The 26,888-nt window shown below is 64.6% G+C and carries 30 protein-coding genes; 18 read left to right on the top strand and 12 right to left on the bottom strand.

Annotated elements, in window-relative coordinates:
• Nucleotides 1–30 precede the first annotated feature (30 nt).
• From acpS to RMO25_RS06245, 3 genes are read left to right on the top strand one after another with little or no spacing between them, the layout of a single operon-like run.
• The gene (acpS, locus tag RMO25_RS06255) at nucleotides 31–438 is read left to right on the top strand and encodes a holo-ACP synthase (RefSeq protein WP_309661738.1); all 408 of its coding nucleotides are present in this window, start codon (nucleotides 31–33) and stop codon (nucleotides 436–438) included.
• A complete protein-coding gene (lepB, locus tag RMO25_RS06250; RefSeq protein ID WP_405051851.1) occupies nucleotides 439–1,329 on the top strand; it encodes a signal peptidase I in 891 nt (296 codons plus the stop codon).
• A complete protein-coding gene (locus RMO25_RS06245; RefSeq protein WP_309661737.1) occupies nucleotides 1,330–2,409 on the top strand; it encodes an AI-2E family transporter in 1,080 nt (359 codons plus the stop codon). It begins immediately after the preceding gene.
• On the opposite strand, the gene RMO25_RS06240 is transcribed toward RMO25_RS06245, so the two are convergent.
• A complete protein-coding gene (locus RMO25_RS06240; protein ID WP_309661736.1) occupies nucleotides 2,406–2,939 on the bottom strand; it encodes an FKBP-type peptidyl-prolyl cis-trans isomerase in 534 nt (177 codons plus the stop codon). The genes RMO25_RS06245 and RMO25_RS06240 overlap by 4 nt on opposite strands.
• Nucleotides 2,940–2,981: 42 nt before the next feature.
• The gene (rpsU, locus tag RMO25_RS06235; protein WP_309661735.1) at nucleotides 2,982–3,191 is read right to left on the bottom strand and encodes a 30S ribosomal protein S21; all 210 of its coding nucleotides are present in this window, start codon (nucleotides 3,189–3,191) and stop codon (nucleotides 2,982–2,984) included.
• A gap of 313 nt (nucleotides 3,192–3,504) precedes the next feature.
• Between rpsU and RMO25_RS06230 the strand changes: the two genes are divergently transcribed.
• Both RMO25_RS06230 and RMO25_RS06225 read left to right on the top strand, forming a co-directional pair.
• Entirely contained in the window at nucleotides 3,505–3,741 is a 237-nt protein-coding gene (locus RMO25_RS06230; RefSeq protein WP_309661734.1) for a hypothetical protein, read from the top strand.
• 194 nt (nucleotides 3,742–3,935) lie between these two features.
• Nucleotides 3,936–4,601 carry a murein L,D-transpeptidase catalytic domain family protein gene (locus RMO25_RS06225; RefSeq protein WP_309661733.1) on the top strand — a complete coding sequence of 222 codons (666 nt, stop codon included), beginning with the start codon at nucleotides 3,936–3,938 and terminating at the stop codon, nucleotides 4,599–4,601.
• Nucleotides 4,602–4,637: 36 nt separating this feature from the next.
• On the opposite strand, the gene RMO25_RS06220 is transcribed toward RMO25_RS06225, so the two are convergent.
• Nucleotides 4,638–5,936, bottom strand: coding sequence for a L,D-transpeptidase family protein (locus tag RMO25_RS06220; protein WP_309661732.1), 1,299 nt, complete (start codon nucleotides 5,934–5,936; stop codon nucleotides 4,638–4,640).
• 245 nt (nucleotides 5,937–6,181) lie between these two features.
• Here RMO25_RS06220 and RMO25_RS06215 point away from each other — a divergent pair, with 245 nt between their 5' ends.
• The 3 genes from RMO25_RS06215 to RMO25_RS06205 all read left to right on the top strand — a co-directional run bounded on the left by RMO25_RS06215 (nucleotide 6,182) and on the right by RMO25_RS06205 (nucleotide 7,117).
• The gene (locus RMO25_RS06215) at nucleotides 6,182–6,433 is read left to right on the top strand and encodes a PilZ domain-containing protein (protein WP_309661731.1); all 252 of its coding nucleotides are present in this window, start codon (nucleotides 6,182–6,184) and stop codon (nucleotides 6,431–6,433) included.
• A gap of 14 nt (nucleotides 6,434–6,447) precedes the next feature.
• The gene (locus RMO25_RS06210) at nucleotides 6,448–6,765 is read left to right on the top strand and encodes a PilZ domain-containing protein (RefSeq protein WP_309661730.1); all 318 of its coding nucleotides are present in this window, start codon (nucleotides 6,448–6,450) and stop codon (nucleotides 6,763–6,765) included.
• Between the two features lie 94 nt (nucleotides 6,766–6,859).
• A complete protein-coding gene (locus RMO25_RS06205) occupies nucleotides 6,860–7,117 on the top strand; it encodes a hypothetical protein (RefSeq protein ID WP_309661729.1) in 258 nt (85 codons plus the stop codon).
• An 8-nt stretch (nucleotides 7,118–7,125) separates the two neighbouring features.
• Here RMO25_RS06205 and RMO25_RS06200 read toward each other — a convergent pair whose 3' ends face one another.
• Complete coding sequence (locus RMO25_RS06200; protein WP_309661728.1) at nucleotides 7,126–8,007, bottom strand: peptidylprolyl isomerase; 882 nt, start codon at nucleotides 8,005–8,007, stop codon at nucleotides 7,126–7,128.
• A 68-nt stretch (nucleotides 8,008–8,075) separates the two neighbouring features.
• On the opposite strand from RMO25_RS06200, the gene purT reads away from it, so the two are divergent.
• Nucleotides 8,076–9,248, top strand: coding sequence for a formate-dependent phosphoribosylglycinamide formyltransferase (gene purT, locus RMO25_RS06195; RefSeq protein WP_309661727.1), 1,173 nt, complete (start codon nucleotides 8,076–8,078; stop codon nucleotides 9,246–9,248).
• Between the two features lie 50 nt (nucleotides 9,249–9,298).
• Nucleotides 9,299–9,688, top strand: coding sequence for a hypothetical protein (locus RMO25_RS06190; RefSeq protein ID WP_309661726.1), 390 nt, complete (start codon nucleotides 9,299–9,301; stop codon nucleotides 9,686–9,688).
• A gap of 1 nt (nucleotide 9,689) precedes the next feature.
• Here the strand turns inward: RMO25_RS06190 and RMO25_RS06185 are convergent, their stop codons facing one another.
• Complete coding sequence (locus RMO25_RS06185) at nucleotides 9,690–9,968, bottom strand: hypothetical protein (protein WP_309661725.1); 279 nt, start codon at nucleotides 9,966–9,968, stop codon at nucleotides 9,690–9,692.
• An 84-nt stretch (nucleotides 9,969–10,052) separates the two neighbouring features.
• Nucleotides 10,053–10,178 (bottom strand): type B 50S ribosomal protein L36, encoded by a 126-nt coding sequence (ykgO, locus tag RMO25_RS06180; protein WP_006833921.1) that lies wholly within the window; start codon nucleotides 10,176–10,178, stop codon nucleotides 10,053–10,055.
• 227 nt (nucleotides 10,179–10,405) lie between these two features.
• Here ykgO and RMO25_RS06175 point away from each other — a divergent pair, with 227 nt between their 5' ends.
• Nucleotides 10,406–11,701 (top strand): divalent metal cation transporter, encoded by a 1,296-nt coding sequence (locus RMO25_RS06175; protein WP_309661724.1) that lies wholly within the window; start codon nucleotides 10,406–10,408, stop codon nucleotides 11,699–11,701.
• Between the two features lie 20 nt (nucleotides 11,702–11,721).
• On the opposite strand, the gene RMO25_RS06170 is transcribed toward RMO25_RS06175, so the two are convergent.
• Both RMO25_RS06170 and galE read right to left on the bottom strand, forming a co-directional pair.
• Complete coding sequence (locus RMO25_RS06170; protein ID WP_309661723.1) at nucleotides 11,722–13,359, bottom strand: M20/M25/M40 family metallo-hydrolase; 1,638 nt, start codon at nucleotides 13,357–13,359, stop codon at nucleotides 11,722–11,724.
• Nucleotides 13,326–14,324 carry a UDP-glucose 4-epimerase GalE gene (gene galE / locus RMO25_RS06165; RefSeq protein ID WP_309661722.1) on the bottom strand — a complete coding sequence of 333 codons (999 nt, stop codon included), beginning with the start codon at nucleotides 14,322–14,324 and terminating at the stop codon, nucleotides 13,326–13,328. Before galE ends, RMO25_RS06170 begins: the two co-directional genes overlap by 34 nt.
• 232 nt (nucleotides 14,325–14,556) lie before the next feature.
• Here galE and RMO25_RS06160 point away from each other — a divergent pair, with 232 nt between their 5' ends.
• On the top strand, nucleotides 14,557–15,438 hold the full coding sequence (locus tag RMO25_RS06160) for an alpha/beta hydrolase (RefSeq protein WP_309661721.1): 882 nt from the start codon (nucleotides 14,557–14,559) through the stop codon (nucleotides 15,436–15,438).
• A 69-nt stretch (nucleotides 15,439–15,507) separates the two neighbouring features.
• Here RMO25_RS06160 and RMO25_RS06155 read toward each other — a convergent pair whose 3' ends face one another.
• Entirely contained in the window at nucleotides 15,508–16,047 is a 540-nt protein-coding gene (locus RMO25_RS06155; RefSeq protein WP_309661720.1) for a TIGR02281 family clan AA aspartic protease, read from the bottom strand.
• A 217-nt stretch (nucleotides 16,048–16,264) separates the two neighbouring features.
• Here RMO25_RS06155 and RMO25_RS06150 point away from each other — a divergent pair, with 217 nt between their 5' ends.
• Entirely contained in the window at nucleotides 16,265–17,404 is a 1,140-nt protein-coding gene (locus RMO25_RS06150) for a M14-type cytosolic carboxypeptidase (protein WP_309661719.1), read from the top strand.
• On the top strand, nucleotides 17,404–18,093 hold the full coding sequence (gene gpmA, locus RMO25_RS06145; protein ID WP_309661718.1) for a 2,3-diphosphoglycerate-dependent phosphoglycerate mutase: 690 nt from the start codon (nucleotides 17,404–17,406) through the stop codon (nucleotides 18,091–18,093). Before RMO25_RS06150 ends, gpmA begins: the two co-directional genes overlap by 1 nt.
• Here the strand turns inward: gpmA and RMO25_RS06140 are convergent.
• Entirely contained in the window at nucleotides 18,090–18,671 is a 582-nt protein-coding gene (locus tag RMO25_RS06140) for a GGDEF domain-containing protein (RefSeq protein WP_309661717.1), read from the bottom strand. The two genes, gpmA and RMO25_RS06140, sit on opposite strands and share 4 nt — an antisense overlap.
• A 140-nt stretch (nucleotides 18,672–18,811) precedes the next feature.
• On the opposite strand from RMO25_RS06140, the gene purE reads away from it, so the two are divergent.
• Nucleotides 18,812–19,297: a 5-(carboxyamino)imidazole ribonucleotide mutase gene (gene purE / locus RMO25_RS06135; RefSeq protein ID WP_405051850.1), complete on the top strand. Its 486-nt coding sequence runs from the start codon at nucleotides 18,812–18,814 to the stop codon at nucleotides 19,295–19,297.
• On the top strand, nucleotides 19,294–20,352 hold the full coding sequence (locus tag RMO25_RS06130) for a 5-(carboxyamino)imidazole ribonucleotide synthase (RefSeq protein ID WP_309661716.1): 1,059 nt from the start codon (nucleotides 19,294–19,296) through the stop codon (nucleotides 20,350–20,352). The genes purE and RMO25_RS06130 overlap by 4 nt, the downstream gene beginning before the upstream one ends.
• 106 nt (nucleotides 20,353–20,458) lie before the next feature.
• On the opposite strand, the gene RMO25_RS06125 is transcribed toward RMO25_RS06130, so the two are convergent.
• Nucleotides 20,459–23,305 carry a pitrilysin family protein gene (locus tag RMO25_RS06125; protein ID WP_309661715.1) on the bottom strand — a complete coding sequence of 949 codons (2,847 nt, stop codon included), beginning with the start codon at nucleotides 23,303–23,305 and terminating at the stop codon, nucleotides 20,459–20,461.
• 201 nt (nucleotides 23,306–23,506) lie between these two features.
• Between RMO25_RS06125 and RMO25_RS06120 the strand changes: the two genes are divergently transcribed.
• Together RMO25_RS06120 and RMO25_RS06115 are read left to right on the top strand one after the other, a co-directional pair.
• Nucleotides 23,507–24,157, top strand: a complete 651-nt coding sequence (locus tag RMO25_RS06120) for a GntR family transcriptional regulator (protein WP_309661714.1) — start codon at nucleotides 23,507–23,509, stop codon at nucleotides 24,155–24,157.
• Nucleotides 24,144–25,733 carry an amidohydrolase family protein gene (locus tag RMO25_RS06115; protein WP_309661764.1) on the top strand — a complete coding sequence of 530 codons (1,590 nt, stop codon included), beginning with the start codon at nucleotides 24,144–24,146 and terminating at the stop codon, nucleotides 25,731–25,733. Before RMO25_RS06120 ends, RMO25_RS06115 begins: the two co-directional genes overlap by 14 nt.
• A gap of 49 nt (nucleotides 25,734–25,782) precedes the next feature.
• Here the strand turns inward: RMO25_RS06115 and RMO25_RS06110 are convergent, their stop codons facing one another.
• A complete protein-coding gene (locus RMO25_RS06110) occupies nucleotides 25,783–26,574 on the bottom strand; it encodes a penicillin-binding protein activator LpoB (protein ID WP_309661713.1) in 792 nt (263 codons plus the stop codon).
• Between the last annotated feature and the right edge of the window lie 314 nt (nucleotides 26,575–26,888).

Below are 26,888 nucleotides of genomic sequence, written 5' to 3'. Positions count from 1 at the left end.
CTGCCACCTCCCCGTCCCGGGGAGGATTTTATGATCCTCGGGATCGGCTCCGACCTGTGCAATATCGCGCGCATTGAGAAATCGCTCGAGCGCTTCGGGACACGCTTCCTCAACCGGGTGTTCACCGACACCGAGCGCGCCAAAGCAGCGTCGCGCCCGCACACCACGGCCGGCACCCTCGCCAAGCGCTTCGCCGCCAAGGAAGCATTCTCCAAAGCGGTCGGCACCGGTTTCAAGCGCGGCGTCCACATGAAGGACATCGGCGTCGTCAATGCGCCATCGGGGGCGCCGACCCTCGCGCTTACCGGCGGCGCGCTCGCACGGCTTGACGCCCTTGCGCCGGCGGGCCACGCGATCGACATTCACTTGACCATGACCGACGATTATCCCTGGGCGCAGGCCTTCGTCATCCTGACCGCACGCAAGTTGGAGTCCTGATTGAGCACCGAAACGCCATTGAGCGACGAGGGCGCCGCCGCGCTCGACGAACCATTCGCAACGCCCGCCCAACCCCAGGAGTCGAAAGGCTCGGCGGTGTGGCGCGAGGCCAAAGGCCTGTTTTGGGTCATCCTCGCCGTGCTCGCCTTCCACAGCTTCATCGCCAAGCCGTTTTACATTCCGTCGGAATCGATGATGCCGGGATTATTGAAGGGCGACCGGCTGGTGGTCAGCAAATATCCGTTCGGCTGGTCGTGGGTCAGCCCGAGCTTCCACGTCTTTCCGCATTGGGACGGGCGACTGCTCGGCAGGATGCCCAAGCGCGGCGACGTCGTCATCGTCACGCCGCCGGGCCAAAGCGACGATTATATCAAGCGGGTCATCGGCCTGCCCGGCGATACCGTCGAAGTGCGGCACGGCCGGCTGATCCTCAACGGCCAACCCATCCCGTCGCAAGTCCGTCCGCCAGACCTGGTCCCGGTCGACGCCAACGCGCCGTGCGGAATCGAATTTTCCGGCTTCCGGGTGCACACGACCCAAGGCGATTTTTGCCGCCTGCCAATCATTCGCGAAACGCTCCCCGGCGGTCCGAGCTATGACACCATCGACCTCGGCCAGAGCGCTGGTGACGACTATGGGCCGGTCAAGGTGCCCGCCGACCATCTGTTCCTGATGGGCGACAACCGCGACCGCAGCGCCGACAGCCGCTTCAGCCTCGGCCCGCCGGAGAACGGCCTTGGCGGGCCGGTGCCGTGGGAGAATATCGGCGGCCGGGCCGAGTTCATCACTTTCTCCCTGGATGGCACTACCCAGATCTTCAATCCGATCAGCTGGTTCGAGGCGCTGCGTGGTGGCCGCGCTGGGCGCTCGCTGAGGGGATCGGCCCACTAGATGGCCGAGCCGCCGATCGACGAGCCGCACATCGAGCGGCCGGGCCCGGCGGAATTCCGCGACCCCCTGGTCCGCCGCGAGCTGCAGAAAGCGGCCGTCTGGTTTGGCATGGCACTGGCCATTGCCGGCGTCATCGTCCTTGCCCAGCCGCTGCTGCTGATCCTCGGCGGGATCATCTTCGCCGTTTTCCTCGACGGCGGCGCCCGCCTGCTCGGACGAGCCCTGCCGATTGCGCGGGGCTGGCGATTGTTGCTGACGATCGTCCTTGGCTTTGGCTTCATCGGCTGGGTGTTCTGGTTCGCTGGGACGACCATCGCCGCCCAGGCAGAAACGCTGCGCATCGTCGTCACCGCCCAGTTCCACCGCGTGGTCGAATTTGCCTCGTCGCTGGGGCTGCTGCCCAAGGGCCAGGCCAGCACCGTCGGGGCGCAGCTGCTCGGCTCGGTCGGCCGGCTGACCAGCGCCGTCGGCAGTGCGATTGGCGCCGTCACCAGCGTCATCGCGATGATCGTCATCGGCATCTTCCTGGCCGCCGAGCCCCGGATTTACGACCGCGGCATCGCCTGGATGTTGCCGCTTCGGGCCCGCACCGGCTTCTATCGCATCGCCGAACATGTCGGGTTCACGCTCCGCCGATTATTGTTCGGCCGCCTCGTCGGCATGCTGTTCGAAGGCATATTCACCTGGTTCATGCTGATGCTGGGCGGGGTGCCGATGGCGGCCTTGCTCGGCCTCGTCACCGGCTTGCTCGCCTTCATTCCCAACATCGGCGCGATTACCTCGGGCCTGCTCATGGTCGCGGTCGGGTTCAGCGCCGGGCCGACGCAAGGCGTGTGGGCGATCTTCGTCTATTTCTTCGTCCAGAACATCGATGGCTATCTGGTCGTCCCCTACATTGCCCGGCGGACGGTCGACCTGGCGCCGGCGATCGTGCTCGCCATGCAATTGTTGATGGGGGCGCTATTCGGCATTCTCGGCATATTGTTCGCCGATCCCATCCTCGCGTCGCTGAAAGTGGTGCTGATCGACTTGAGCCGCCGCCAACCAGCCAAGCATGGCGAACCTGCCGAGGCCGATTAAGGCTGGGGTGGGGCGGTTTCGGGTTGCGCGCCCACGGCCTCCTGCTGCGCTCTCTGCATCAATGCCGCGTTGGGTACGATCTGGACCACGTGGACGTCGAATTCGAGGTCAGAGTCGGCGGGGATCGGGCTTCCGGCCGGCGGCGAAGCGCCATAGCCGAGCTTCGCCGGAATATGGATGCGGTAACGTCCGCCCTTCTGCATCTTGGTCAGCGCTTCGGCAAAGCCGGGGATTACCTGCCCGGCGATCATCGGTGTGGGTCCGCGGCCCTCGCTGCTATCGAACACGGTGCCGTTCAACAAACGCCCCTCATATTCGATGAGCACGCCGTCAACGGCCTTGATCTGCGGGCCCGCGCCGGCCTGGACGGTGCGGAACTGGAGACCGCTTGACGTGGTCTCGCCGCGCAACGAACCGGCCCCTATCCAGGCCAAGGCGATCCCGGCAGCGACGAGCGCGAGCAGACCAAGCCACAGCTTGCCAACACCAGTGCGGCGGCTCGGAGAGTTGGCAACGGTGGTAGCTGGCATGCGATTCGGCCTCCCGAAAAGGCGGCTTCGAAGGGTGAAAATCTAGCGGGCGGTGCCTTCGCGTTCCATCCGCTTGCGCTCAAGCTTGCGGGCGCGGCGGATCGCGGCGGCGCGTTCGCGGGCGCGCTTTTCCGACGGCTTTTCATAATGACGGCGCAGCTTCATCTCGCGATAGACGCCTTCGCGCTGCAGCTTCTTCTTGAGCGCGCGCAGCGCTTGCTCGACGTTATTGTCGCGAACGATAATCTGCATAAAAAGCCGTCACACTCCATGAATTCGCCCCCGGTCAGGGGGCTGAACGAACACCGCGTAGCCGGGAGGGCTACCGAAGCGCGTTCCAATGCCAATTATTCGCTGCAAGCGGACCTACAGCGGCGCGGGGCCATAACAGTGTAAGCAAAACGGTTCAAGCCGGGGCGGTCTATGGTCGTGTTTTTCCGGCGATCTTTGTTCTGCTGGTCCTCGACGCAATGCGAATATTTGCACGCTGGGCCGAATAATGACAGATTGATGGCGGGGACCTCCACCGAATTGCCGGTGCGAGGCGCAGTCGGGGGAGTTCTCGGTGCAGCCAGTTCGGCTTGTATTGTTATTGCTCGCTGGCGCCCGCGAAGGCGAGAACGACTTTCTGGAATTCCCTTCGCTTCAGGACGCCATTGCCTTCGGGCGTGAGCTCTACAATGAGCCGCGATTCCAGCTTGAAGGGATTGAGGACGGCAACGGCAAACAGCTCATCCTGTTTGATCAATTGAACGAACTCTGCCGATCGCCCATCCCGACGCCGCGACGCAGCTACGGCTAAGGCGCACTGTCGCTGTCGTTTGGTCAGCCCCAATCTCATTTGGGCTGATCGTCCAGGCCACCAACCGCCGCGATTTTCCGAATAGTTGCGACGAACCGTTGGCCTCGTGCGGTAGGGAGGGCAACCAACACAACTCGGTTATCGGCGATTAATCATTCCGCTGGTACAAACGTCGTTTCGAGCGGAGGGTCGGGATGTCGTTGAATCGCAGAGAAATGTTGCGTCTTGGCGCCGTTGGCGTCAGCGGCGTGATGCTATCCTCTGCGGCAAGTTCGGTTGGCCTTCCGTCGATCGTCTTTCAGACACCGCCCGTGCCGGTCATGCCACAACCGCTGTTCCAAGCTCCGACCGGGATTGATCCCATGCTGTTTCAGCGCGCCAAGGCGGCGCTGCTGGCGCATCCGGTCGCTGCCCGCGATGTCATTGGCATTGCCGATTTTTCCAAGCCGTCGAGCGAGCCTCGCTTTCACGTCGTCGATCTCGCCAGCGGCCAGGTCGATAGCCATTTGGTCGCGCACGGCCGCGGCTCGGACCCCGACCATTCGGGATTTCTCGAGCGCTTCTCCAACGATTTCGGCTCCTACGCGACGTCGAGTGGCACCTACACCACCGGCGATTATTACCAGGGCAAATACGGCCTCTCGATGAAAGTGAGCGGGCTCGATTGGTCGAACAACAATGCCGAATCGCGGGCGATCGTCATTCATAATGCCTGGTATGCCGAGCCCGACATGATCGACCTCCACGGCAAGCTTGGCCGCTCGGAAGGCTGTTTCGCTTTCTCGCGCGCCAGCCAGTGGCAGGTCATGAGCCGCCTCGGCGGCGGCCGCATGATCTACGCTGACAAACTTTCGACTTAAGCTGCCAGCCAGGCCCACCGGCCTGTCCCCATCAACTTATTTTGTAGCGACGACCTTGGCCGCTGGCGGCTTGGCGTCCGCCGGTTTTTGGTCGAGCAGCGCGGCAATCGCCTTGCCGTCGCGCTTATAGACGTCGGTGTAGTCCTTGATCGTGCCGTCGACCAACGCCGCCGAAGACATGTAAACGATGTACACCGGCAGCGGCTTGGGAAAATTGGCCTGGACCGTCTTCTGGATGGTCAGCGCCGCCTGGATCTTGTCCGGAGTCCATTCGACACCGCCCGGAATGCCGTCGATCGTGACACCCTCGTTGAGCAATTTGGTCGCCAAAGCGAGGATATGCTCGGTGCGGATGCAACCGTGACTAAATGCGCGAACTTGGCTGTTGAACTTGCTCCGGGCGTTGGTGTCGTGAAGGTAAATCGCCTTCGAATTAGGCATCACGAACTTGAGCTGGCCGAGCGCGTTCTTGGGCCCCGGCGGCTGGCGCCAACGCAGGATCTTGCCCGTGGCATCCTTGAACGGCACATAGCCGGCCTTGCCCCGCACTTCCCCTTCGATGCTTTTTGGCACCTCCCACCACGGATTAAGGATCACCCCGGTGGCGAGCGCCGACAATTGCGGCGTCGGCGTACTGATCTTGCCGGCCACCGCATGGTGGCGCGACGTGGTCACACCATCTTCGACCAACGCCGCAGTGTATGCCGGCACATTGACGATGATGTAGCGATCACCAAGGTCGCGCGGCAGCCAGCGCCAGCGATCCATGTTGAGGCGGATGCGGTTGACCTTCGCCGTTTCGGTCGCCGGCGTGACTTCCAGCGCGTGGCGCAGCGCGGCATATTGCGGGTGGCTCGGCAACAAACCGCGCAAGGCGTCGGGGACGCGGTGTTGGGTGAGCGCGGCCTGCAGCAACAGCGCCTGCCGCGCCGGGTCGAGGTCTTTGTCCGGAATGTGCCAGTCCTGGCGGTCGTCACCGCGAACGTGACCGAAGGCCAGGTCCGACGACAAGTGATTGAACCGATCGGTGGCGGCCCCAGAAACGAGCGTTGGGTTGCCCAACTGAAGCGCGGCGATCAGTCCGGCCGGATCATAGTCCGCCGGGTCGAGCCCCTCACTGCCGATCCCCTGGATGAAAAACAGCAACGCCTGTGCGTCGCGCGGGTCCCATAGCGGCGGTGGCAGGACGATTGGCGCCGGCGGGACAATCGCCGGCGGCGGCAGCTGGACCGCGACGGGAGGCTGCGGAACGGCAGCGATCTGGGCCCACGCCCCGGCCCCGGGCAGCGCCAAAAGCGCCGCGAAACCACCCATCAACCTTGCACGCTTGATCATAGCCAACCCATTATATTTGAATGACAACAGCCTCGCCGGGCATACCCTTGGTGCCTTGCCGAAGCCATACACGCGAAGGATCGCCACGGCCAGTGACGCGTAGGACACAGCGGCCAAGAATGGTAAGGAAGCCGCAAACCAATCCTTAAGGGCGATCGATTAGCATCGCTCGATCGTGAGGGAGAATTCGTGTGCCATCCAAGTTCAGCCTTGACGGCGGGATAATCCCGCGGAGCGTCAAGCGCATGTTCGATGAGCGCACCGAGGAGCGGTTCGAAGCCAATGCCCAAGCCGCCACGATGGAGTTTCGCGGCCGCAAACACCCGGTCCGACTGGTCAACACCTCCCCGTCCGGCGCTATGGTAATCTTTTCGCTGGTGCCGCATATCGGCGAGCAAGTTTCGTTTGAGCTCGCTGACCGGGGCCAAGTTTTCGCGACGGTGCGTTGGGTGCGCGACGGGCGCATTGGCATAAGCTTTGACGATACGGCGGAATAGTCTCGCCCGTGGAGATGAATTTTTCGATGATCAAGGCGAGAATCGCCGACGGTGAGGACCCGAGCAATCGGCGCCGTTTTTCGCGCCACGCGGTCGAGCTCGAGGCGCGTGTCCGGGAACTTGGCGAGAGCGGCATCGATGCCCGCATCCTCAACATCTCGGAAAGCGGATTCATGGCGGAAACCGACGGCCGCTTCGAGGTCGGATCGCGGGTGTGGCTGATGCTCCCGGGCCGCGAGCGCGCCAATGCGGTGGTAAAATGGACCGCCGGCGACAAACTCGGCGCCAAATTCGCCGATCCAATCTCGCTTGAAGGCCTCAGCGCCCGCTAGACCACGACCGCCGCTCGCCACCAGCAACCAGCGCCAGCCCCATGCAACCCGCTGCACTTTCGCTCGTTCAATGAGCGGAAGGAAGGTTTGCGTGATGACCAATCCATCGTCAGGCGAGATGCACAGGACATTCGACCCCACGGGCCGGGGCTATCATGCGGTCTATCGTGACCATCAGGTCAATCATTGTCCCGGCTGCGGCCGCACGCATTGGATTATCGGCCGGATTTCGGCCGAATGTGCGTTCTGCTCGACGGCCCTGCCGCTGGCCGAAGCTGGCATGCGCTCCGACACCTCACCGGTGATCATCCAACATAAGAACCGCGAGCACGCCCAAGCCTGGGCCGCCTAGTCCAATCGCTAGGGCGTTCGCCTGACCGGCACCTGGACATTGCACAGGTCGACGCCACCGGCCGGGCGAATATAGAATTGGTCGTGGCGATTGGCGCGCAGCCGCAGATATTGCGCAAAGCTGGCGCTGCTCGTGTCCATATATTGAAATGACGGCCGCTCGCCGGCGGTGATCTGGCTGGCCAACCGGGTGCTGACGATCGGCATGTCCTCGCTGCGCTCCTTGTAAAATCCCAACGCTTCGGTGCCGCGACGCAGCGAACTCAAGCGGTCGATCCCCTCGATCACGCGGCCGACGACGGCGATGTTGCGGTCGAGTTGGCGTGGCCCATGGCCAATCACTGCGTAAAGCTCGCCGCCGGTGCCAGTATCGGGCGACAAATCGCGGCCAACGCCGACGCTGCCATAGCAATGCGCGAGATTGGCCCAGCCTCCCTTGGGACTGTAGGCGATTGGCCAGCCGGACGCATAACCGGCAGCGGGCGCGTAAGGATCGGCAAAACCGAGCGGGCGCACGGCGAGGCCCTTTACAGGCCGGCTGTATTCCGTCGGCGGCTTGGCGACTACGCCCGTCGGGAAGCCCTTCTTGCTGTCGTTATTGCCCCATTGCGCGACATAATTGTCCTGGAGCCTATAGACCGCTGCCCCATCCCAATATTGCCCGCGGGCGAGGCCGCGGATGTTGGCGACGTGGATCGGCGCGAACGCCGGCGCGAGTTGAACGACGACCCGGCCGCCATCCTTGAGGTCAATGACCAGCAGGTCATCGGGGTTGATCGTCCGCCATGCCGCCGGCGGCGCTGCCGTAACGATGTCGTTGGGGGTCAACAGCTTGGGCGGTGCCGCGCCAAGGAGGAACCCGGCGGTACCGATCAGGATCAAGGGGCGCATGGATCTGCCTTTCATTAACTGCGGTTGGTCTAGCCGAGCCTGGTTCTGACGGCTATCGGGCCGCGAACATGTATCTTGCTACTCTGATGTTGCTCGGGTCGGGCGAGCTCGGCCGCGAATTTGCCATTGCCGCCAAGCGCCTTGGCTGCCGGGTGATCGCCTGCGACCGCTACGCCCAGGCCCCAGCGATGCAATGTTCGGACGCGTTCGAAGTGTTTTCGATGCTCGACGGGGCTGCGTTGCGGGCGGCGGTTGAGAAGCATCGGCCCGACGTCATCGTCCCCGAGATCGAAGCCATCGATACCGCCACTTTGGCCGAGCTGGAACGCGAGGGTTGGCGCGTGGCGCCGTCGGCCAAGGCGGTGCAGCTGACCATGAACCGCGATGGCATCCGCGAATTCGCCGCCCGCGAATTGGGCCTCGTCACTTCGCGCTACAAGTTCGCCGAGAGCCGTGAAGAAGCGCTGGCCGCGGCGCAAAGCGTCGGGCTGCCGTGCGTCATCAAACCGGTCATGTCGAGCTCGGGCAAAGGGCAGAGCACCGCCCGGACGGTCGAGGAAGTCGGCGTCGCCTGGGACTATGCGGTGGCCAAGATGCGCGGCGACCGCCCCCGCGTAATCGTCGAGGAATTCATCGCCTTCGACAGCGAGATCACGCTGCTGACCGTCGCCACTCAGACCGGGGTTTTGTTCTGCGCGCCGGTCGGCCATCGGCAGGAGGCGGGCGATTATCGCGAAAGCTGGCAGCCCGCGGGCATTCCCCGGGGGGCGCTTGAATCGGCGCAAAACCAGGCGCGCAAGGTCGTCGAGGCGCTCGGCGGGACCGGCATTTTCGGCGTCGAATTCTTCATTCGTGGCGACGAGGCGATTTTCTCGGAGCTCAGCCCACGGCCGCACGATACCGGCATGGTGACGCTGATATCGCAGTCGCCGAACGAGTTCGATCTGCATGCCCGGGCGATCCTCGGGCTGCCGATTCCGGCGATTGAGTTCGCCGGGCCGTCGGCGTCGGCGGTCATTCTCGCCAGCCAGGACAGCGACCGCTTCCGCTTCGAAGGTTTAGCCGAGGCGCTGGCGCTCGGCCACCCGGGCAAGCCCGTCGATGTCCGGCTGTTCGCCAAGCCCAACACTTTGACGAACCGGCGAATGGGTGTCGCGCTTGCCCGCGCGGGCTCGATAGATGAAGCGATTGAAACGGCGATCAATGCTGCTGCGAAGGTCGAAATTCGCTACGAAAGCTGATGCGAAGCTTTCGCGCGCGTGCCGCGTTGAATCGGCGAAGGAGCGAGTTGATGAACGCCAGGCTATTTCTATCGGCGACCGTGCTGCTGACCACCGCCTGCGGCCAGTCACAGCCGACCCAGCCGAAACAGCCAATCGTCGTCCGCAGCCAGGTCCAGGACCAGCTCCACAAGCTTGACGACCTCAACCGGGCGATCGCGCTGAAGCGGGCGCTTTACGATTCAGGCTATACCTGCAAGCGGGTCGAAACCTCGGGCTTTGTCACCGCCTACAAGAACCTCGACATGTGGACCGCGCATTGCACCAACGGCGCCGGCCCCGGTCGCGATTGGGCAATCTTCGCCGGACCCGACGGCAGCGTGCAGGTGCGCGATTGCAAGGATGTCGCGCAATTCGGAATGCCGGCCTGCATCATCAAGCAAGCCCCGAAAGCGACCTAGCTCAGTCGCAGCGGCGGGTCTCTTTATACTCGCCGGCGGACGACTTTTCCTTGATCGTCACGCACTTGCCCTGGCGGGTTTCCTCGCGCCAGCTGCCGTCGGCGTTGGTCACGCGCTCGCCCTTGGGGACGCGCTTGCCGTCCTTGATCTCGTAATTCCAGCTCTTGGGGGTCGACTGGTTCGCCTGCGTGTCTTGCGCGGCGGCGACACTGGCAAAGCCGACGGCCGCGACCAGCGCGACTGCGCCGAACAGGATTGCGGTCTTCGAACTGCGATTCATTGCGGGACTCCTCATTGCCCACCCCTATCATTGCAGAGGTGAACCGAAGCTGACGAGTTGTAAAAGCCCAATCGCGGGAGGCGCTTAGCCCTGCCTCGCTTTGAAGCGGCGGTTGGTCTTGTTGATCACGTAGGTCCGGCCACGGCGGCGGATCACGCGGCAATCCCGGTGGCGCGATTTCAGCGACTTCAAGCTATTGCGAATCTTCATGGCCGGGCGCCTGCCTCGTTTTGGTCGAAATGGTCGGAAGGTCGTTAGACCGACGCCGCCCCTATGATGGGGCCCGGTTGAAGTCAAGGATCGCCCATGCTGAAAGCGCAAGTCGAACCGCGTCGATACTCGTCAACCGGGCCGCTTTCCATGGTGTTGGCAAAGGCCAAACGAAAAACTGCCAAGCGGGAGTTGCGCAGATAAGGGGCGGTCGTCAAAAGCCGGTCATGAGCACGGCAAAGAACGATAAATCCGGCAAGGGGGGACCGCGTTCGCTCCTGAAGTTGCTCGGACCGGGCCTGATCACCGGCGCCGCCGACGACGATCCCAGCGGCATCGGCACCCACAGCCAGATCGGTGCCGAATTCGGCTATGGCCTGGCGTGGACATTCGTCCTCAGTTTCCCGCTGATGGTCGTCATCCAGGAAGTCGCCGCCCAGATCGGTCGCGTTACCGGCGCTGGCATCGCCCGCAACCTCAAGCGCCATTATCCGCGGGTCGTCTTGTGGCTGATGGTCTCGCTGCTGCTGATCGCCAATGTCGTCAATTTGGGCGCCGACCTGAGCGCCATGGGCGCCGCTCTGGCGTTGTTGGCTGGGGGCAATGCCGGACTCTACACCCTGATTTTCGGCATCATCTGCATCGTCCTCGAGGTAGGTTTGAGCTACCCGCGCTATGCGTCCGTGTTGAAATGGACGACGCTGTCGCTGTTTACCTACGTCGGGGTGGTGATGGTCGCGCATGTGCCATGGCCGCACGCGCTGCGTTCGCTGGTGGTGCCCGAATTGCAGTGGAATGCGGCCTACGCCACCGCCTTGGTCGCGATCCTCGGCACGACCATCAGCCCATACCTGTTCTTCTGGCAGGCGGCGCAGGAAATCGAAGAGCAGCACCGGCACCATAGCAAGCCGCTGTGCATCGCCCCGCGCGATGCCGGCCCCGAACTCAAGCGGATCCGGATTGATACCCTAATCGGCATGGCGTTCAGCACCCTAGTCAGCCTGGCGATCGTGTTCGCAACCGCGGCGACGCTGCATGCCAGCGGCGTGCGTGACATCGCGACCTCGTCGCAGGCCGCCGAGGCGCTGCGCCCGATTGCCGGGCAATTCGCCTTTGCCATGTTCGCCATCGGCATCATCGGTACCGGCCTGCTCGCTGTGCCCGTGCTCGCCGGATCGGCCGCCTATGCGGTGACCGAAATGGCCGGGCAGTCGGGCAGCCTCGACGCCAAGCCGCTGAGCGCGCGGCTGTTCTATGCGACGATCGCGGTCACGACGCTGGCTGGCGCGTCATTGAACACGGTCGGCATTGATCCCGCGCGGGCGCTTTATTGGGCGGCGGTGGTCAACGGCATCCTGGCCGCGCCGCTGATGGCGGTGATGATGCTCATCGTCCGCAATCCGCGCGCAATGGGGCGGCTGACGGTGTCCCGGCGCATGATGGTCGTCGGCTGGGCCGCCACCGCCGTCATGGCCGCCTCGTCCGTGCTGTTCCTCGCCTTCGTCGTCGGGCCATTGCTCTGAGTGCATTGGACCGTTGCCAGTTACCGCTCCGCGCGTGGCCCGGCCGGCGCGAAAAGGTCGCCGAAATAATCGCCGGGGTACCATGATGGGCGCGGGTCAGCGTTGGCCAGCGCCCGGGCGATCCGGTAATTGAGCTCGGCGAACCTGGCCCCCGCCGCCCAGCGGATCGGCTGCGCCAAATCGTCGCTGGGTTGGTGGTAGAAAAAGGTCAAATAGCGAGCCCACGCGGCGCGGCCGCCATTGGCATAGCCGGTCATCAGGAACACCGAAGGAATACCGTGCTGAACCAGCCGGTAATGGTCCGACCGAACGAACAATCGCTCTTGCGGCATCGGATCCGGCGACACGGCGATGCCCATTGCACCAGCCGCTTCGGCAACCGTCCGGCCGACAGTCGAATGATCGGCGCCGAAGGCGATCACGTCGGTGAAATCATAAGTCAGCAGCGGCATGTCGAGATTGACCGCGGCGACAATGTGATCGAGCGCCACGGTCGGGTGCGAGGCGAAATAATCGGCGCCGAGCATACCGGGCTCCTCGCCGGTGTTGGCGATAAACAGAATCGATCGCCGCGGCGGTTTCCCTGCGGCGGTGAACGTCCGCGCCGCCTCGATCATCGTCGCCACGCCCGCCGCATTGTCGAGCGCGCCATTGTAAATCGCATCTTCCCCGGGCTGCGCGACCGGCTTGACGCCGAGATGATCGAGATGCGCCATCAACACTACATATTCTTGCGCCAGCCGCGGGTCGCCGCCGGGCAACATCCCAATCACTTCGGGACTGGAAAAATCCTGCCAACTGCTGGTCGCCGAAATCGACAACCGTCCAAGCAAGGCGAAACCGTGGATTGGCCGATCGGCGGACGACCCGACTTGGTCGAGTGATTGCACGGCGCCCTGAAAAACTTGCCGGCTGAGGCTGGGCGAAAAGACCATCACGGTCCCGATCGACCCGGCTTTGCCGACGGCACCCGAAGCATCCACCCAATCGAGGACCGGACGCGAAAGCCCGGGCGCCGGATTGTAGCCGGGCGGGTTTCCGTACGTCAGCTCGGCAATGCCGATCGCGCCTTTGGCGGCGGCGATCTGGTCCTTGGTGAGATCGAGGTGGGCGGCGACTTCTGCAGGCAGCCCGGCGGGCGCCCCGCGCAGCACGACGACGATCTTGCCCTTGACGTCGAGCCCGGCATATTCGTCGATGCCGAGGCGCGGCGCGACAATCCCGTGGCCGACGAACACCATCCCGGCATCGATCGACCTCTGTTTTTCGGTCAGGCTGGGACGCAGTCCGACATCGACATTGTCGATCAGCCGCGACTTGCCGCCGACCACCAGCGCGATTTGTGGCGGCCTGGCGTGGCTGGCGCGCCTCAGCGGGACCGGCAGGAACCAGCCGCCGCCTGGTCCGCCCGCCTTCAGGCCAAGGGCGGTAAATTGCGAGGCGACATATTGGGCGGCAATGGCGTGGCCGCGCGACCCGGTGTCGCGGCCTTCGAGTTCGTCGCTGGCAAGAAACTGCACATGCCCGTGGATGCGGTCCGCCGCCAGTTGGTCCGCGACCGGTGCGGTGGCTGCAACCAGTAGGAAACAGAGCAAAACTCCGGCAAAACGATTGACCGACGGCATCAACCGATCCTGGCCTGCAGTGCTCGCTCCCACGCCAGCGCATGGCTGATGATGGTGTCGATCGCGGCGAAGCGGGGACTCCAGCCAAGCGTGTCGATCAGCGCCCGGTTCGACGCGACCAGCAGCGGCGGATCTCCCGCGCGCCTGGCCCCGATCACGCGGGGAACCGTCTTGCCGGCGACCCGGTCGAGCGCGTCCAGCACCTCAAGGACGGACAAACCATTGCCGTAACCACAGTTTAGCACGAGGTTGTCGTCGGGTTGCTCTATCAGCCGCTCGAGCGCGGCGACATGGGCGTCCGCAAGGTCGCTGACATGCACATAATCGCGCACACAGGTGCCGTCGGGCGTCGCATAGTCGGTGCCGAAGATATCGACATGGTCGCGCTTGCCCGCCGCCGCTTCGACCGCGACCTTGATCAAATGGGTTGAACCCTTGCCGATCTGTCCCGCGCGCAGGTCCGGATCGGCCCCGGCGACATTGAAATAACGCAGCGCGGCGTAGTTGACCGGAAAAGCGGCAGCAGTGTCGGCCAGCATCCGCTCGGTCATCAGCTTCGACGCGCCATAAGGGTTGATCGGCCGGGTCGGATCGCCCTCCTCGATCGGCACGCGATCGGGCTCGCCATACACCGCCGCGGTCGACGAAAAGACGATATGCGGCACTTGCGCGGCCACCGCGGCCGAGATCAGGGCGTGGCTGGCGAGCGTGTTGTTGGCGTAATAATCGAGCGGCTGCACAACCGATTCCGGCACTACGATCGACCCCGCGAAGTGCAGGATCGCGCCAATTTTCTGTTCGGCAAGGATGCGGTCGACCAACGCCCGATTGGCGATCGATCCCGCGAAAAAGGGAACGTCGTCCGGGACCACGTCGCGCGTGCCATTCGACAAATCGTCGATCACCGCCACCGGCCAGCCGCCGTCGCGCAGCGCCAGCACGGCGTGGCTGCCGATATAGCCGGCCCCGCCGGTCACAAGCACTGGAAATCTGGTCATACGTCGGGCTGGCTAGCGGATGACGAGGTTTGGCGCCAGCAATCAGGCGGCACGGCCAGCCATGGTCATGCTCCTGCGCTGTCCAATCCACGCCGGATTTGTTACGACGCTCTCGTCGCCGCGACCGAGTCGGGATGGTTTGACGGACGCCAATCTTACCCGCCATCGGCTCCGCACGAGACGTCAGCGCCGGTCCTGCTGGCCGGCATCCCTGGTGAGGAACCCCATCGCCATGACCCACATCACCACGCCCGACGGCACGCATATCTTCTACAAGGATTGGGGGCCCAAAAGCGCGCAACCGATCGTCTTTCATCACGGCTGGCCGCTTAGTGCCGATGATTGGGACAATCAGATGCTGTTCTTCCTCGGCGAAGGCTTTCGCGTCATCGCCCACGACCGCCGCGGCCATGGCCGTTCGACCCAGACGTCCGCCGGCAATGAGATGGACACCTATGCGGCCGATGTCGATGCCTTGGTGACCGAGCTTGGCCTGACCAATGCGATCCATATCGGTCATTCGACCGGCGGTGGCGAAGTCGCGCGCTATGTCGCCCAGCACGCCAAGGGCCGCGTCGCCAAAGCGGTGCTGGTCGATGCCGTGCCGCCGGTGATGGTCAAGAAAGACTCGAACCCGGGCGGGGCGCCGATCGAGGTGTTCGACGGTTTGCGCACCGCGCTCGCCGCGAACCGTGCGCAATTCTATCTCGATCTGCCGACTGGGCCGTTTTACGGTTTCAACCGGCCGGGCGCGAAAGTGTCGCAGGGCCTCATCCAGAATTGGTGGCGGCAAGGCATGATGGGTAGCGCCCAGGCCCACTACGAGTGCATCAAGGCTTTCTCCGAGACCGACTTCACCGAAGATTTGCAGGCCATCGACGTGCCGGTGCTGGTGATCCACAGCGAGGACGACCAGATCGTGCCTTATGCGGACTCCGGGCCGCTGGCGGTCAAGCTGCTCAAGACCGGACGGCTGATCACCTACAAAGACCTGCCGCACGGCCTGTGCTCAACTCATCCGGAAATCGTCAATCCGGATATCCTCGCGTTCATCCGCGAAGAACAACCGACGGCGCAGCAGCCTCAAGAAACCGCGGCGCCGGCCATGGCGTGATGGCATTGCTCGGGCCCGGCCGCACGGTCGGGCCCAGGCGATCGATGGGAACAGTTGGAGCGTCCGCATTCAGCGCAGGATCATCCGGTCATCCTTGATTTCGACTGAGGAGAAGCGCTGCAGAAAGTCCTGACCGAGGAGCGACATGCCGCCAGAATTGAGCACGACGGCATCGACTCCGTCAGCGCGCGCGCCACCAAGGCGCATGCGATCGATCCGCACGCCCTCGCCATGCACCGCGCCGTCGGCGCCTTCGCCGATGACATCGTTCATGCCGATCGACGTGGCGATGCCGGCGCTGCGGGCATCGTCGCGCGACAAAGCGACGCTGCTGGCGCCAGTGTCGACCAGCATGTGCACCAAGGTGCCATTGATCTCGACATCGGCGTAGAAGTGGCCGTCGGCGCTGCGGTCGAGAGCGACGGCATTGCCGTCAATCGCGGGCGTTTCAGAATTATTCGCGCGTTTCTCCGGACCGGTCGACGAGCCTGCCGATGGGCGCGCAATATGGTCGCCATTGCTGGACTGACCGGTGGTCGGCTGAAACCGTCCGGCCATCGCGCCGAACAGGCCCATAAAGACCATGATGATGAGAAGATAGCGTCCCACGGACAGCAAGATACGGCGCTTGCGTAAAGAAATTTTCAACACCGCCGACGAAGAGCTTTCTACACCTCGCTGGTCCCGGCGGCGCCATCCGGATGGTCGAGGGCAATCCGGCCACCGCAATGCGTCGACCCGCTGCGTCGGCCACGGGGCTTCCCACGCGAGTCCCGCCGCATTATCAGGTCGGGCTCAATCCACCCCAATTTCCCAAGAAGGTTTCATGACACTAACAATTTCGAGCGCGTTCGACGCGGGCAACATTCGCGTCGTCAAGATTGATGGCGATCAGGTCGAGCTGGAGATCGTCAAGGATCACAAGTCCGACTTCTACCAATGGTTTTACTTTCGCCTGGCCGGCGCGGCGGGACGCGACGTGACGCTGCGCATCGTCAATTGTACTGGCTCGGCCTATCCGCACGGCTGGCCGGATTATAAAGCGTGTCTGTCGGTCGACCGCGAGGATTGGGTGCGCGTTGCCGACACCATTTATGCCGACGGCGTGCTGACCATTAATCTGACCCCGCCGACCGATTGCGTCTGGCTCGCCTATTTCGCGCCTTACTCGATGGAGCGGCACCACGATCTGGTCACCGCGATCGCCGGACAGGAAGGCGTTGGCTATACGTCGCTCGGCAAATCGCTCGACGGCCAGGACATCGACTGCCTGACCATCGGCGAAGGCGAATTGAAGGTTTGGCTCTACGCTCGCCAGCACCCCGGCGAATCGATGGCCGAATGGTGGATGGAAGGCGCGCTCGAGAAATTGTGCGATCCCGACGATCCGGTGTCGCGCGTCCTGCGCCGCGAATGCACGTTTCGCGTCGTCCCCAACATGAACCCCGACGGGTCGCGCCGCGGCCACCTGCGGACCAATGCGGCCGGCGTCAACCTCAACCGCGAATGGCATGCGCCGAGCGCCGAGCAGAGCCCCGAAGTGCTGTGGGTCCGCAATGCGATGGATGACAGCGGCGTCGACTTTGCCATGGACATCCACGGCGACGAAGCGATTCCGGCCAACTTCCTCGCCGGTTTCGAGGGCATCCCCTCGATCACCGAGCGCCAGACGGACCTGTTCAAGATCTTCAGCGAAATGCTCGAGCGACTTTCGCCCGATTTTCAAACCACCAAAGGTTATCAGGTCGCCGCCCCGGGCGAGGCCAATATGTCGATGTCGACGACCCAGCTGGCCGAGCGCTATGGCTGCGTGTCGATGACCCTGGAAATGCCGTTCAAGGACAATTTCAACCTGCCCGACCCGGTCTACGGCTGGTCGCCGCAGCGGTCGAAGTATCTCGCCGCGGCGTGCCTCGATGCGCTTCACGGCATCCTGCCCGACTTGAAGAACGCTAAGCCCAGCTGATGCCCACCTTGGTTCTCCTGCGGCACGGCCAATCCCGGTGGAACCTCGAAAACCGCTTCACCGGCTGGTGGGACGTCGACTTGACCGACCAGGGCATGGCCGAGGCACGCGCCGCGGGCACCCTGCTCAAGGACCGCGGGTTCGATTTCGACCGCTGCTTCACCAGCGTCCTGACGCGGGCGATCCGGACGCTCGACCTGGTGCTCGCCGAGATGGACCGGCTGTGGCTCCCAGTGGCCAAGGACTGGCGATTGAACGAACGCCACTATGGCGCCCTCACCGGCCGCAACAAGGCCGAGATGATCGACCAGGTCGGGGCCGAGCAGGTGCAAATCTGGCGGCGCTCATTCGACATCCCCCCGGCGCCATTGCCGACCGACAGCCCGTACGACGTCGCTGGCGATCGCCGCTATGCCGGCATCGCCGTGCCGCGCACCGAAAGCCTCCAGGACACCATTGCCCGGGTGCTGCCTTATTACGAGGCCGCGATCGCCCCGGCGCTGCGGGCCGGCGAACGCGTGATCGTCTCTGCTCACGGCAATTCGCTGCGGGCGCTCGAAAAGCATCTGTCCGGCATCGGCGATGCGGATATCGTCAGCCTCGAGATCCCAACCGGCGAACCGATTGTCTATGAACTCGCCGACGATCTTACTGTCCGCGACCGCTATTATTTGGCCGAGCGCGCTTAAGCCGCGGCGGACTTTTTCCGGTACATCGCCTCGTCGGCGCGATCCATGATCGTCTCGGCGTCATCGTCGGCGGCGATGATGCCGACGCCAATTGCGACGCTCAACGGCAGGGGCGCGCCTTCGTGGGTAAATTCACACGCGGCGATCCGCTCGACCAGCCGGGCCGCCGTCTCGGCGGCAATAGCTTCGTCGGCATGTTCCAGGATGATGCCAAATTCGTCGCCACCCAAACGCGCGACGCAATCGCCGCTACGCACGCCGCTGACCAGCATCTCGGATACCCGGATCAGCGCTTCGTCGCCGGCCTGGTGCCCGTGCTGGTCGTTGATGCTCTTCAATCCGTCGACATCCACGAACAGCATCGCGCCGTGATCGCCGTAACGCTGCACGCGGGCGATCAGCGCTTCCAACTGGCGCATGAAGCCGCGGCGGTTGGGAAGCCCGATCAGCGGGTCGAGATGGGCCAGCTGGTCGAGCTGCTGGACCTTTGATTCCAGCCGCGCGATTTCACCCCGCAGGCGCGCAATCTCTGCGGCCAGTTGTTCGGGATTGGAAATATCTACAAGCGGATCAGCCATGACTGACACTAATTCGATTCCCCTGTCCGGACCATAGCGTGAATCTCCGGATCCGGAAATCCGTGCCGCCGTGGCACGATTGCGCGCCGGTGATCATGTTCCTAAACGACCGTGGAGTGTTTTTCGTGACAATGGGATGAATGATGAGCGAGCCGCCGGTCGGGATCATCATGGGCAGCAACTCCGACTGGGAGACGATGCGCCACGCGGCCGAGACGCTCGACACGCTCGGCGTCGCCCACGAAGTGAAGATCGTGTCGGCCCACCGGACGCCCAAGCGCCTCAATGACTATGCGGCCGCGGCCAAGGGGCGCGGGCTCAAACTGATCATCGCCGGCGCCGGCGGAGCCGCGCATCTACCTGGCATGGCCGCCGCGATGACCTCCTTGCCAGTCCTGGGTGTGCCGATCGAGACTGCTACGCTGAAGGGCCTGGATAGCTTGCTGTCGATCGTTCAGATGCCCGCCGGCATTCCCGTCGGGACGCTGGCGATCGGTAAGCCAGGCGCGATCAATGCCGCGCTGCTTGCCGCCGCGATTCTTGCCATCGATGACAAGGCGCTTGGGGCGCGTCTCGAAGCATATCGTCATGCCCAGACCGCGTCGGTTGCCCAAACGCCTCTATGATTGTTGCGCCGGGCTCCACCATCGGCATCATCGGCGGCGGCCAATTGGGCCGCATGCTGGCCATGGCCGCGGCTGAGCTTGGCTATCGCTGCCACATCTTTGCCCCCGACGACGCGCCCTGCGCCGCGGCGGTCGCCGCCGCCCATACCCAAGCAGCGTTCGACGACGCCGAAGCGCTGGGTCAGTTCGCCGCCGCGGTCGATGTGGTCACGTACGAGTTCGAGAATTTGCCGGTGGCGCCGCTGGCCGCACTGGGCGCCAAGATGCGCCCCGGCGCCCGCTCCCTCGCCAGCGCCCAGGATCGCTGCGTCGAAAAGGAATTCGTCGCCAGCGTCGGCGGGCGAGTGGCGCCATGGCGAACGATTGATGGTCCGAACGATGTCGCGGCGGCCATCGCCGCGCTTGGCCTGCCGCTCGTGCTCAAAAGCCGGCGGTTCGGCTATGACGGCAAAGGCCAGGCTTGGGTTCGCGATCCGTCCGAAGCGCGCGACGCCTGGGACGCGATTGGCGCGCCCGCCGGCATCGCCGAAGCCGCGATCGATTTTCTCGCCGAATTCTCGGTCGTACTGGCCCGCACCGAAGCCGGCGAATGCGCGCTGTGGGACAGCCCGCGCAACACTCATGAAAGCGGCATCCTGCGCCGGTCCGAGCTGCCCGCCGGCGATCCGATCGAACGCCAGGTCGGCGAAGCCCAGGCAATCGCTCGCCGCATCGCTGATGCGCTGGGCCATATCGGTGTCCTGACCGTCGAGTTCTTCGCCTGCGCCGACGGGCCATTGGTCAACGAAATCGCGCCCCGGGTCCACAACAGCGGCCATTGGACCATCGAGGGCGCCGAGACGTCGCAGTTCGAACAGCACATCCGCGCGGTGTGCGGGCTGCCATTGGGCTCGACCAAACGCACGGCTCGCCAGGTGGCGATGACCAATTTGATCGGCGACGAAGCCGACGACTGGGCGGCGCCGCTCGCCGAGTCCGGCACTCACCTCCACCTCTACGGCAAGGGCGAAGCCCGCCCCGGCCGCAAGATGGGCCACGTCACCCACTTAAACTAAGTTGAGACTGCACCGGCCCGCGCCCCCACCCGGCCACCCATTCAGTGTACGCTCGTGGGTGGCCGGGTGGGGGTGCGGGCCGGTGCCGCATTTTGCGAAGCAACGCCTAGCGCGGCTGGATCACCTCGATCGGCATGTGCAATTTCTCGAGTTGCGGCCGGATCTTGGCAGCTTCGCCAACCACCACCCAGACGAAACCGTTGGGATCGATCGCCTGGCGCAGCGCCTGGTCGACGGCAGCGTTATTGAGGGCACGATAACGGTCGCCTAGCAATTCGTAATAATTGTCGGGGCGGCCGTAGAGTGTGTTGGTCTGCATCGCGCTGAGTACCGCACTGCCCGTTTCAAACTGCCCTGGCAGGCCGCCGATGCTGTTGGCGACCGCACGCACCCGCTCGGCGTCGGTGACACCCTTGGCCCCAAGCAGCGCCCGGATCTCGGTCATCAGCGCCGCGATCGAGTCTCCGGTGCGATCCGCCTGGACCGGCGCCTGGACAAGGAATGGCACCGCGGCCACCGTCAGCTGGGGGAAGCCAAACGAGCCATACGACCATCCCTTGCGCTCCCGCAGCTCAAGATTGATGCGCGACGCGGTGCTGCCGCCAAGCACGTCCGAGCCGGCAAACAGCGCCGTATTTTCGGCCCGCGGGTCGACCGGCGTCAGCTCGCCGCCAAAGATCATGGACTGCGGCGAACCCGGCCGATCGATGAGGACGATGCGCGGCGATAGGGGACGCGCCGGCAATGGCCCGAAGCTCTTGGTGCCACGTTCGCCGGCCGGTGCTTGCCAGGTGCCAAGCGCGGTTTCGAGGATCGGCTTGAGCGCCGCCAGCGGCTGGTCGGAAACGACGAAAATCTCGGCGTTGTCGGGCCGTAGCCAGCGATCCTTGAACGCGATCAATTGCGCGCGACTGAAACCCTTGACCGCGGCGTCATTGCCCTGGGACGTCGTCGCATACGGATGGTTCTCCCCGTACAGCAACGCCGGCAGGGCGCGCGCGGCCATCGAACCGGGCGTCGTCTTGGCCTGCGCGATCGCGGTCAGCAGCTGGCTGCGGACCCGTTCGATCTCGCTCGGCGCAAAGGCCGGCCGCTCGATAATCTCGGTCATTAGCCCGAGCGAGGGCACCAGGTTTGGACTGAGCGCCGACAGCACGACAAAGCTGCGATCCGACGATCCGCCGCTATTCAGGCTGGCCCCCAACCGCTCCTTGGCTTCGGCAATTTGCTGCGCCGAATATTTCTCGGTGCCTTCGTCGAGCAGCGCCATGGTCATGTTCTGCAGGCCGCGTTCGGCGGGCTGATCGGCGGCAAAGCCGGCATCGAAGCTGAGCACAATGTCGGTCAACGGGGCGGCGGCACGCTGGGCGTACGTGACCTTGATGCCGTTCGCCAGCGTCGTCCGTTCGACGTTTGGAAAATCGAGCGCTTCGGGCGGCGCGGCGGGCGGCATCTGGCGCTTGATCGACGCCACCTTGATGTCGCTGGCCTTGGCCGGCGGCGGTCCCTTGGCTTCCTCATAGGGTGGCCGATCGCCGGGCTCGAGCCGGACGCTGAACACTGGCCGCCCCAACCACTGCCGCATGGCGTCGCGAACCTGCGTCGGCGTCGCCGCGGCATAGGCATTCAATTGCTTGCGGTAATAATCCGCGTCGCCGGCATAGAGTTTGCCTTCCGCCAGCGACGACGCCTTGCCGCCATCGTCGCCGACTTTTTCGAGCGCCCGGATGCTGCCCGACACGGCGACCGTGGCGGCGCGGCGCATTTCATCCTCGGTCGGTCCTTCGGCGAGGAATTGGGCGACGACTTCGTCGAGCCGCTTTTCGACCAGCGCCGGATCAACGCCCGGTTTCACCGAAGCGTCGATCTCGAACAGGCTCATGCGTTGGAACGGCTGCACATTGGCGCTGACCGACACGGCAATCTTCTCGTCGCGAACCAGGATCCGGTCGAGCCGCGAACTGCTCAACCCGCCGAGCACGGCGGCGCCGATGCCCAAAGGCGCCAGCTGGTCGGACAGCAGGCCGGGCACCGCCCAGTGGCGCTGGATCTGCGTCGTCGCGACGCGGTCCTTCATGATGATCGATTTTGGCGCAGCCAGCGTCGGTACGTCGGCCGCCGCCGGGGTGTTGACCGGGCCGCGTTTGATCGCCCCGAAATATTTGTTCATCAGCCCGCGGGCTTCGTCGGGGGTGATGTCGCCGGCCAGCGCGATGACCGCATTGTTGGGGCCATATTTGTCGAGGAACCACCGCTTGACGTCAGCCAGGCTGGCGGCGTCGAGATCGGCCATCGAGCCGATCGTGTCGTGGTGATAGGGGTGGCCTTCGGGGAACAGCGTCCCAAGCACTTCATAATCGACCAGCCCGCCCGGCTGGTTGTCGCCCTGGCGCTTCTCGTTCTGGACCACGCCGCGCTGCAAATCGAGGCGCTTCTGGTCGACCGCCGGGAGCAGATAGCCCATCCGGTCGGACTCCATGAACAGCGCTTTTTCAAGCGCGCTTTTGGGCACCGTCTCGTAATAATTGGTGCGGTCGAACCAGGTCGACCCGTTCCAGTCGGTCGCCCCCAATTGCTCGAGAAACGAGAAGATGCCTTCGCGGACATTGTCCGAACCGTAGAACATCAAATGTTCGAACAAATGCGCGAAGCCGGTCTCGCCCTTGGGCTCATCCTTCGACCCCACATTATACCAGACGCTGATCGCCACCACCGGCGCTTTATGTTCTTCGTGGACCAGCACGGTGAGACCGTTGTCGAGCTGGAACTCGGTGTGCGGGATATTGACCTGCGCCACCAGCGACGCCAGCGGCGCCGGCTCGTCGGCGGCTGGCACCACCGCTACCGGCACCGCGGGCGGCGGGGCCATCGCCGCTGGCTGCGGCGCGGTGGCGCAAGCGGCCAGCGCGGAAGCGCTGGCAAGCAATAGGGTCAGGCGGCGGGTAAGGCGCATGGCGGTGGAGCTCCGGGAGAGAAATCTCGTTGAAGCCGAAACTTAGCCAACCCTGCCCGCGACGCAACGCCGGCTGGTCAAAACGCCCGACTTTTCGACGAACTGTCGGGAAAGCGGCCGGTCTCTCCCGCCGTTCCTCACTTATTACGGCCTCGATGCCGACGGCTTGACCGCTCCTTTAGATTGTATACATAATACAATATGGAAGCTGTCGTGCTCAACCTTCGGATCCGCGACCGGGTGCGCCTGATCGTCAGGGACCGCATCGTCTCCGGCCATTTCAAAGGCGGACAGCATCTCGAGGAAGTCGCGCTGGCCAGCGATCTCGGGGTTAGCCGCACACCGCTGCGCGAGGCGCTGTTCGGCCTCGAGGAGGAAGGGCTGGTGATCTCGCGGCCGCATCGCGGCTTCGTCGTCGCGCCCGCGGACCGGCAAGCCGTCCGCGATCTTTATCCGATCCTCGGCAGCCTTGAGGCCCTCGCCGTCGAGACCTCGAACAGGGCCTTGCGCGACGACGTCAGCGGCCTTCGCCTTCTCAACGCCAGGCTCCAGACCGCGCGCCCCGATCGAGCTGCGGCGGCGGACAGGGCGTTCCACGTCGCCCTGCGGCGGCGCTGCCCCAATCAGCGGCTCCTCGACATGCTCGACCGCCATGAAGCGCTCGCTCACCGCCTCGATGGCGCGATCCGTCGCGGCATGGCCGACGTCCCGGGATCCCACGACCAGCACGCGATCATCGTCGAGGCGATCGCGGCGGGCGATTTCCTCGGCGCGGCGCATGCCGTCCGCGACCATTGGCGAAGCGGCGAGCAAACCGTTCTCGCCTGGCTTGAGCAAAATGACCCACGCTAGCCGCTTTCTGACGCCGGCTTGCGTAATTGCGCTGCTGGTTGCCGGTGCCCCCGCTCCGGCGCAGGACATGCCAAACCCCGATGCGGGGCCGGAGGCCATCGCCAAGCTCGGACAGGCGGCAAGCGTCGGCGCCATGCTCGATGGTTTGAAAGCGGCAGCGCCGTCGCGCACCATCCTGTTTCGCAACGTTCGCGTGGTTGATCCCGTGACTGGACGGGTCTCGACGCCAAATCAGGTGCTGGTGCGCAACGGATCGATCGTCGCGGTCGGCCGCCGGGTCGCGGCTCCTGCCAAGGCGTTCGCAATCGACGGCCGCGGCCAATATCTTGCTCCGGGCCTGGTCGACTCCCATTTTCACACCAATTCGCCGGCGGCGCCGCTGCTCAACCTTGCCAATGGCGTCACCAGCGTGCGCGAGATGGATGGCTTCGCGTGGATGCTGCACTGGCGGGCGCAAGCGCGGAACCGGCGGATGCTAGCGCCGGTCCCTTATGTCGCCGGACAGATTATCAATGGCTTCGACATGGGCGGCTATGCGGTGGTGCCGAAATCGATCGACGATGCCCGCGCCATTGTTCGCCGCCAGGCCGCGTGCGGCTTTGAATTTATCAAGGTGCACAACGTCGTCCCGTTGGCCACGTTCGACGCCATCGCCGCCGAGGCCAAAGCGGTTGGCCTGCCGCTGGTCGGCCACGTTCCCCATGACATCCCGGTGCGCCACGCCGCCGACGTCGGCATGCGGACGATGGAACATCTCAAGGGTTGGCTGAACGACCGCAACCTCGAACTTGGCGACCGCGACTATCAGGTCGCGGCCGATTTCCCGGCGCTGTGGGTGGTGCCGACACTCTACAGCACGCACGAGAGCTTGCGCGGGAAAGATGCGCTCGCGGTGCTGGATTCCCCCGACGGCGCGTACATCCCGCCGGCGGTCCGCGCCGAACTGCGCGGGATGGTCAATGAAGCTCCGAACCGCGTGCTAATCGCGCGCCAGGCGCAACTGCCCAAGATGATCACCATCATCCGCGCGCTGCACCAGGTTGGCGCCCGCTTCCTCGCCGGGACCGACGCCGACGGCGGACCGTACATGGTCGCGGGCTTCGCCTTGACCGAAGAACTGCGGCTGATGATGACCGCGGGCCTGTCGGCGCCCGAGGTCCTGCGCGCCGCGACCTCCGAGCCCGCAATCGCCTTCCGTCACCCCGGCGAATTCGGTCAGATCAAGCCCGGAATGCGCGCCGATCTCGTGCTGCTGCCGCGCAATCCGCTCGTCGATCCGCTCGTTTACCGCGACAATCGCGGCGTCATGGCGAACGGCCGCTGGTTGAGCCGGCCGGCAATCACCGCGGCCCTGGCCAAGGTTCGGCGCCTGTTTGCAGCGCCTGCCAATCCCGCATCGCGCTCCGCTGATCGGCTGGCCCGCGATGTCCGCCGGATCGCCGCTTCCGGTTATGTGTTCGACGCGGCGAAGCTCGCCAACGCGGCAACGGCGCTGACCAAGGCCGGGGCTGTCGGTCCCGCCGGACAATTGCAGGCCCTGGCCGACGCCGAGAACCAGTGCCCGGCGAAATCGTAACCCATTGTGCCCGTTCGGCGCGGCTGCGCGCCGCGCCGACGGAAAATCGTCAATGCGCGACGGGCGCCGCCGCTGCCGCATTGGCTGGGAGCCCGCCCAATTGGGTAACCAGTTTGATGTAGGCGTCGAGGTAGGCCAGCACGATGATCTGGCCGATCTCGGTGTTTTGATATCCGGTCGCCCCGGCGGCGCCGAAGCCACCCCACCAGCCCGCGCCGCCGCCACCGGCCCAGCTCAAGTCGCGCTTCCTGAAATAGCCTTCGACCAGGGCTTCTTCCTCGGTCGTCCGGGCGTTGACGATCGACAAAGTGACGTTGGCCTCGCCTTTCTTGACGCTGATGCCGCCGGCCAGGCCGCCGATGACGCTGCCGGCACCGCCGCCGAACAAGCCGCCGATCGCGCCGCCAAGCCCGGCGCCGACCCCGCCGCCGCCCGAATTCTTGTTGGTCGAGACGATGTCCGGCTCGAGGAAATAATCGGCGGTCTTGACCTGGCCCTTGCCGACGTTGGAGCCGCTTTGCAGCTCGCCATTGTCGGCCAGCGCGCGCTCCATTGCCCGGCTCTGCATCGATCGGCCGCGATTGACGAGCCCGAAACAGCCCGATTTCTGGACGAAGATCTTGAGGATCGCTTCGGGGCTGCCAAGGTTCAGTTCGCGCCACCACTGATTTTCGGGCTCGACGATCGCGATCGTCCCCAGCCGCCGCGTGCACACCGGGATTTCCTGCATGCCGCGGGCCTGGTCCTGGCGTCCGGAACTCGGGCTGGCCTGCTTGGCATAAGCAGGCGCGGCGGTCAGCGCGGCGGCGGCGATGACGAACAATGCGGTGCGAGCGGTCATGGTGATCCCCCTGATCTGCGAAGGAAGGCCCGGCCGGACTGCTACCCCACTCGCCACGTCGCGCGCCTTCGTTGCGCAGCCTTAACATCGAACGCCCGCGCCCGCAAAGCGCCGGATGGCGAAAATCAGGCCGCGGCAATCCGACTGCGCCGCGCGGCAACCATCGGTCGCCCGATCGGCTCGGCGGAATTTCTCAAGCGGCGCGAAGCCGACTTTGTCCGGGTGTTTCGGCGAGCCAGGCCGGGCCGCCTCCCCTCCTGTCTAATGTCCGCAATGGGTGGAAAGCGGACACTGGCAGAGTGAACCGGCTTTCG

The sequence above is a fragment of the Sphingomonas sp. genome (assembly GCF_031361285.1).
Taxonomy (GTDB): domain Bacteria; phylum Pseudomonadota; class Alphaproteobacteria; order Sphingomonadales; family Sphingomonadaceae; genus Sphingomicrobium.
Note: the sequence above shows the minus strand (reverse complement) of the source record. Positions and strands in the feature narration are given on the sequence as shown.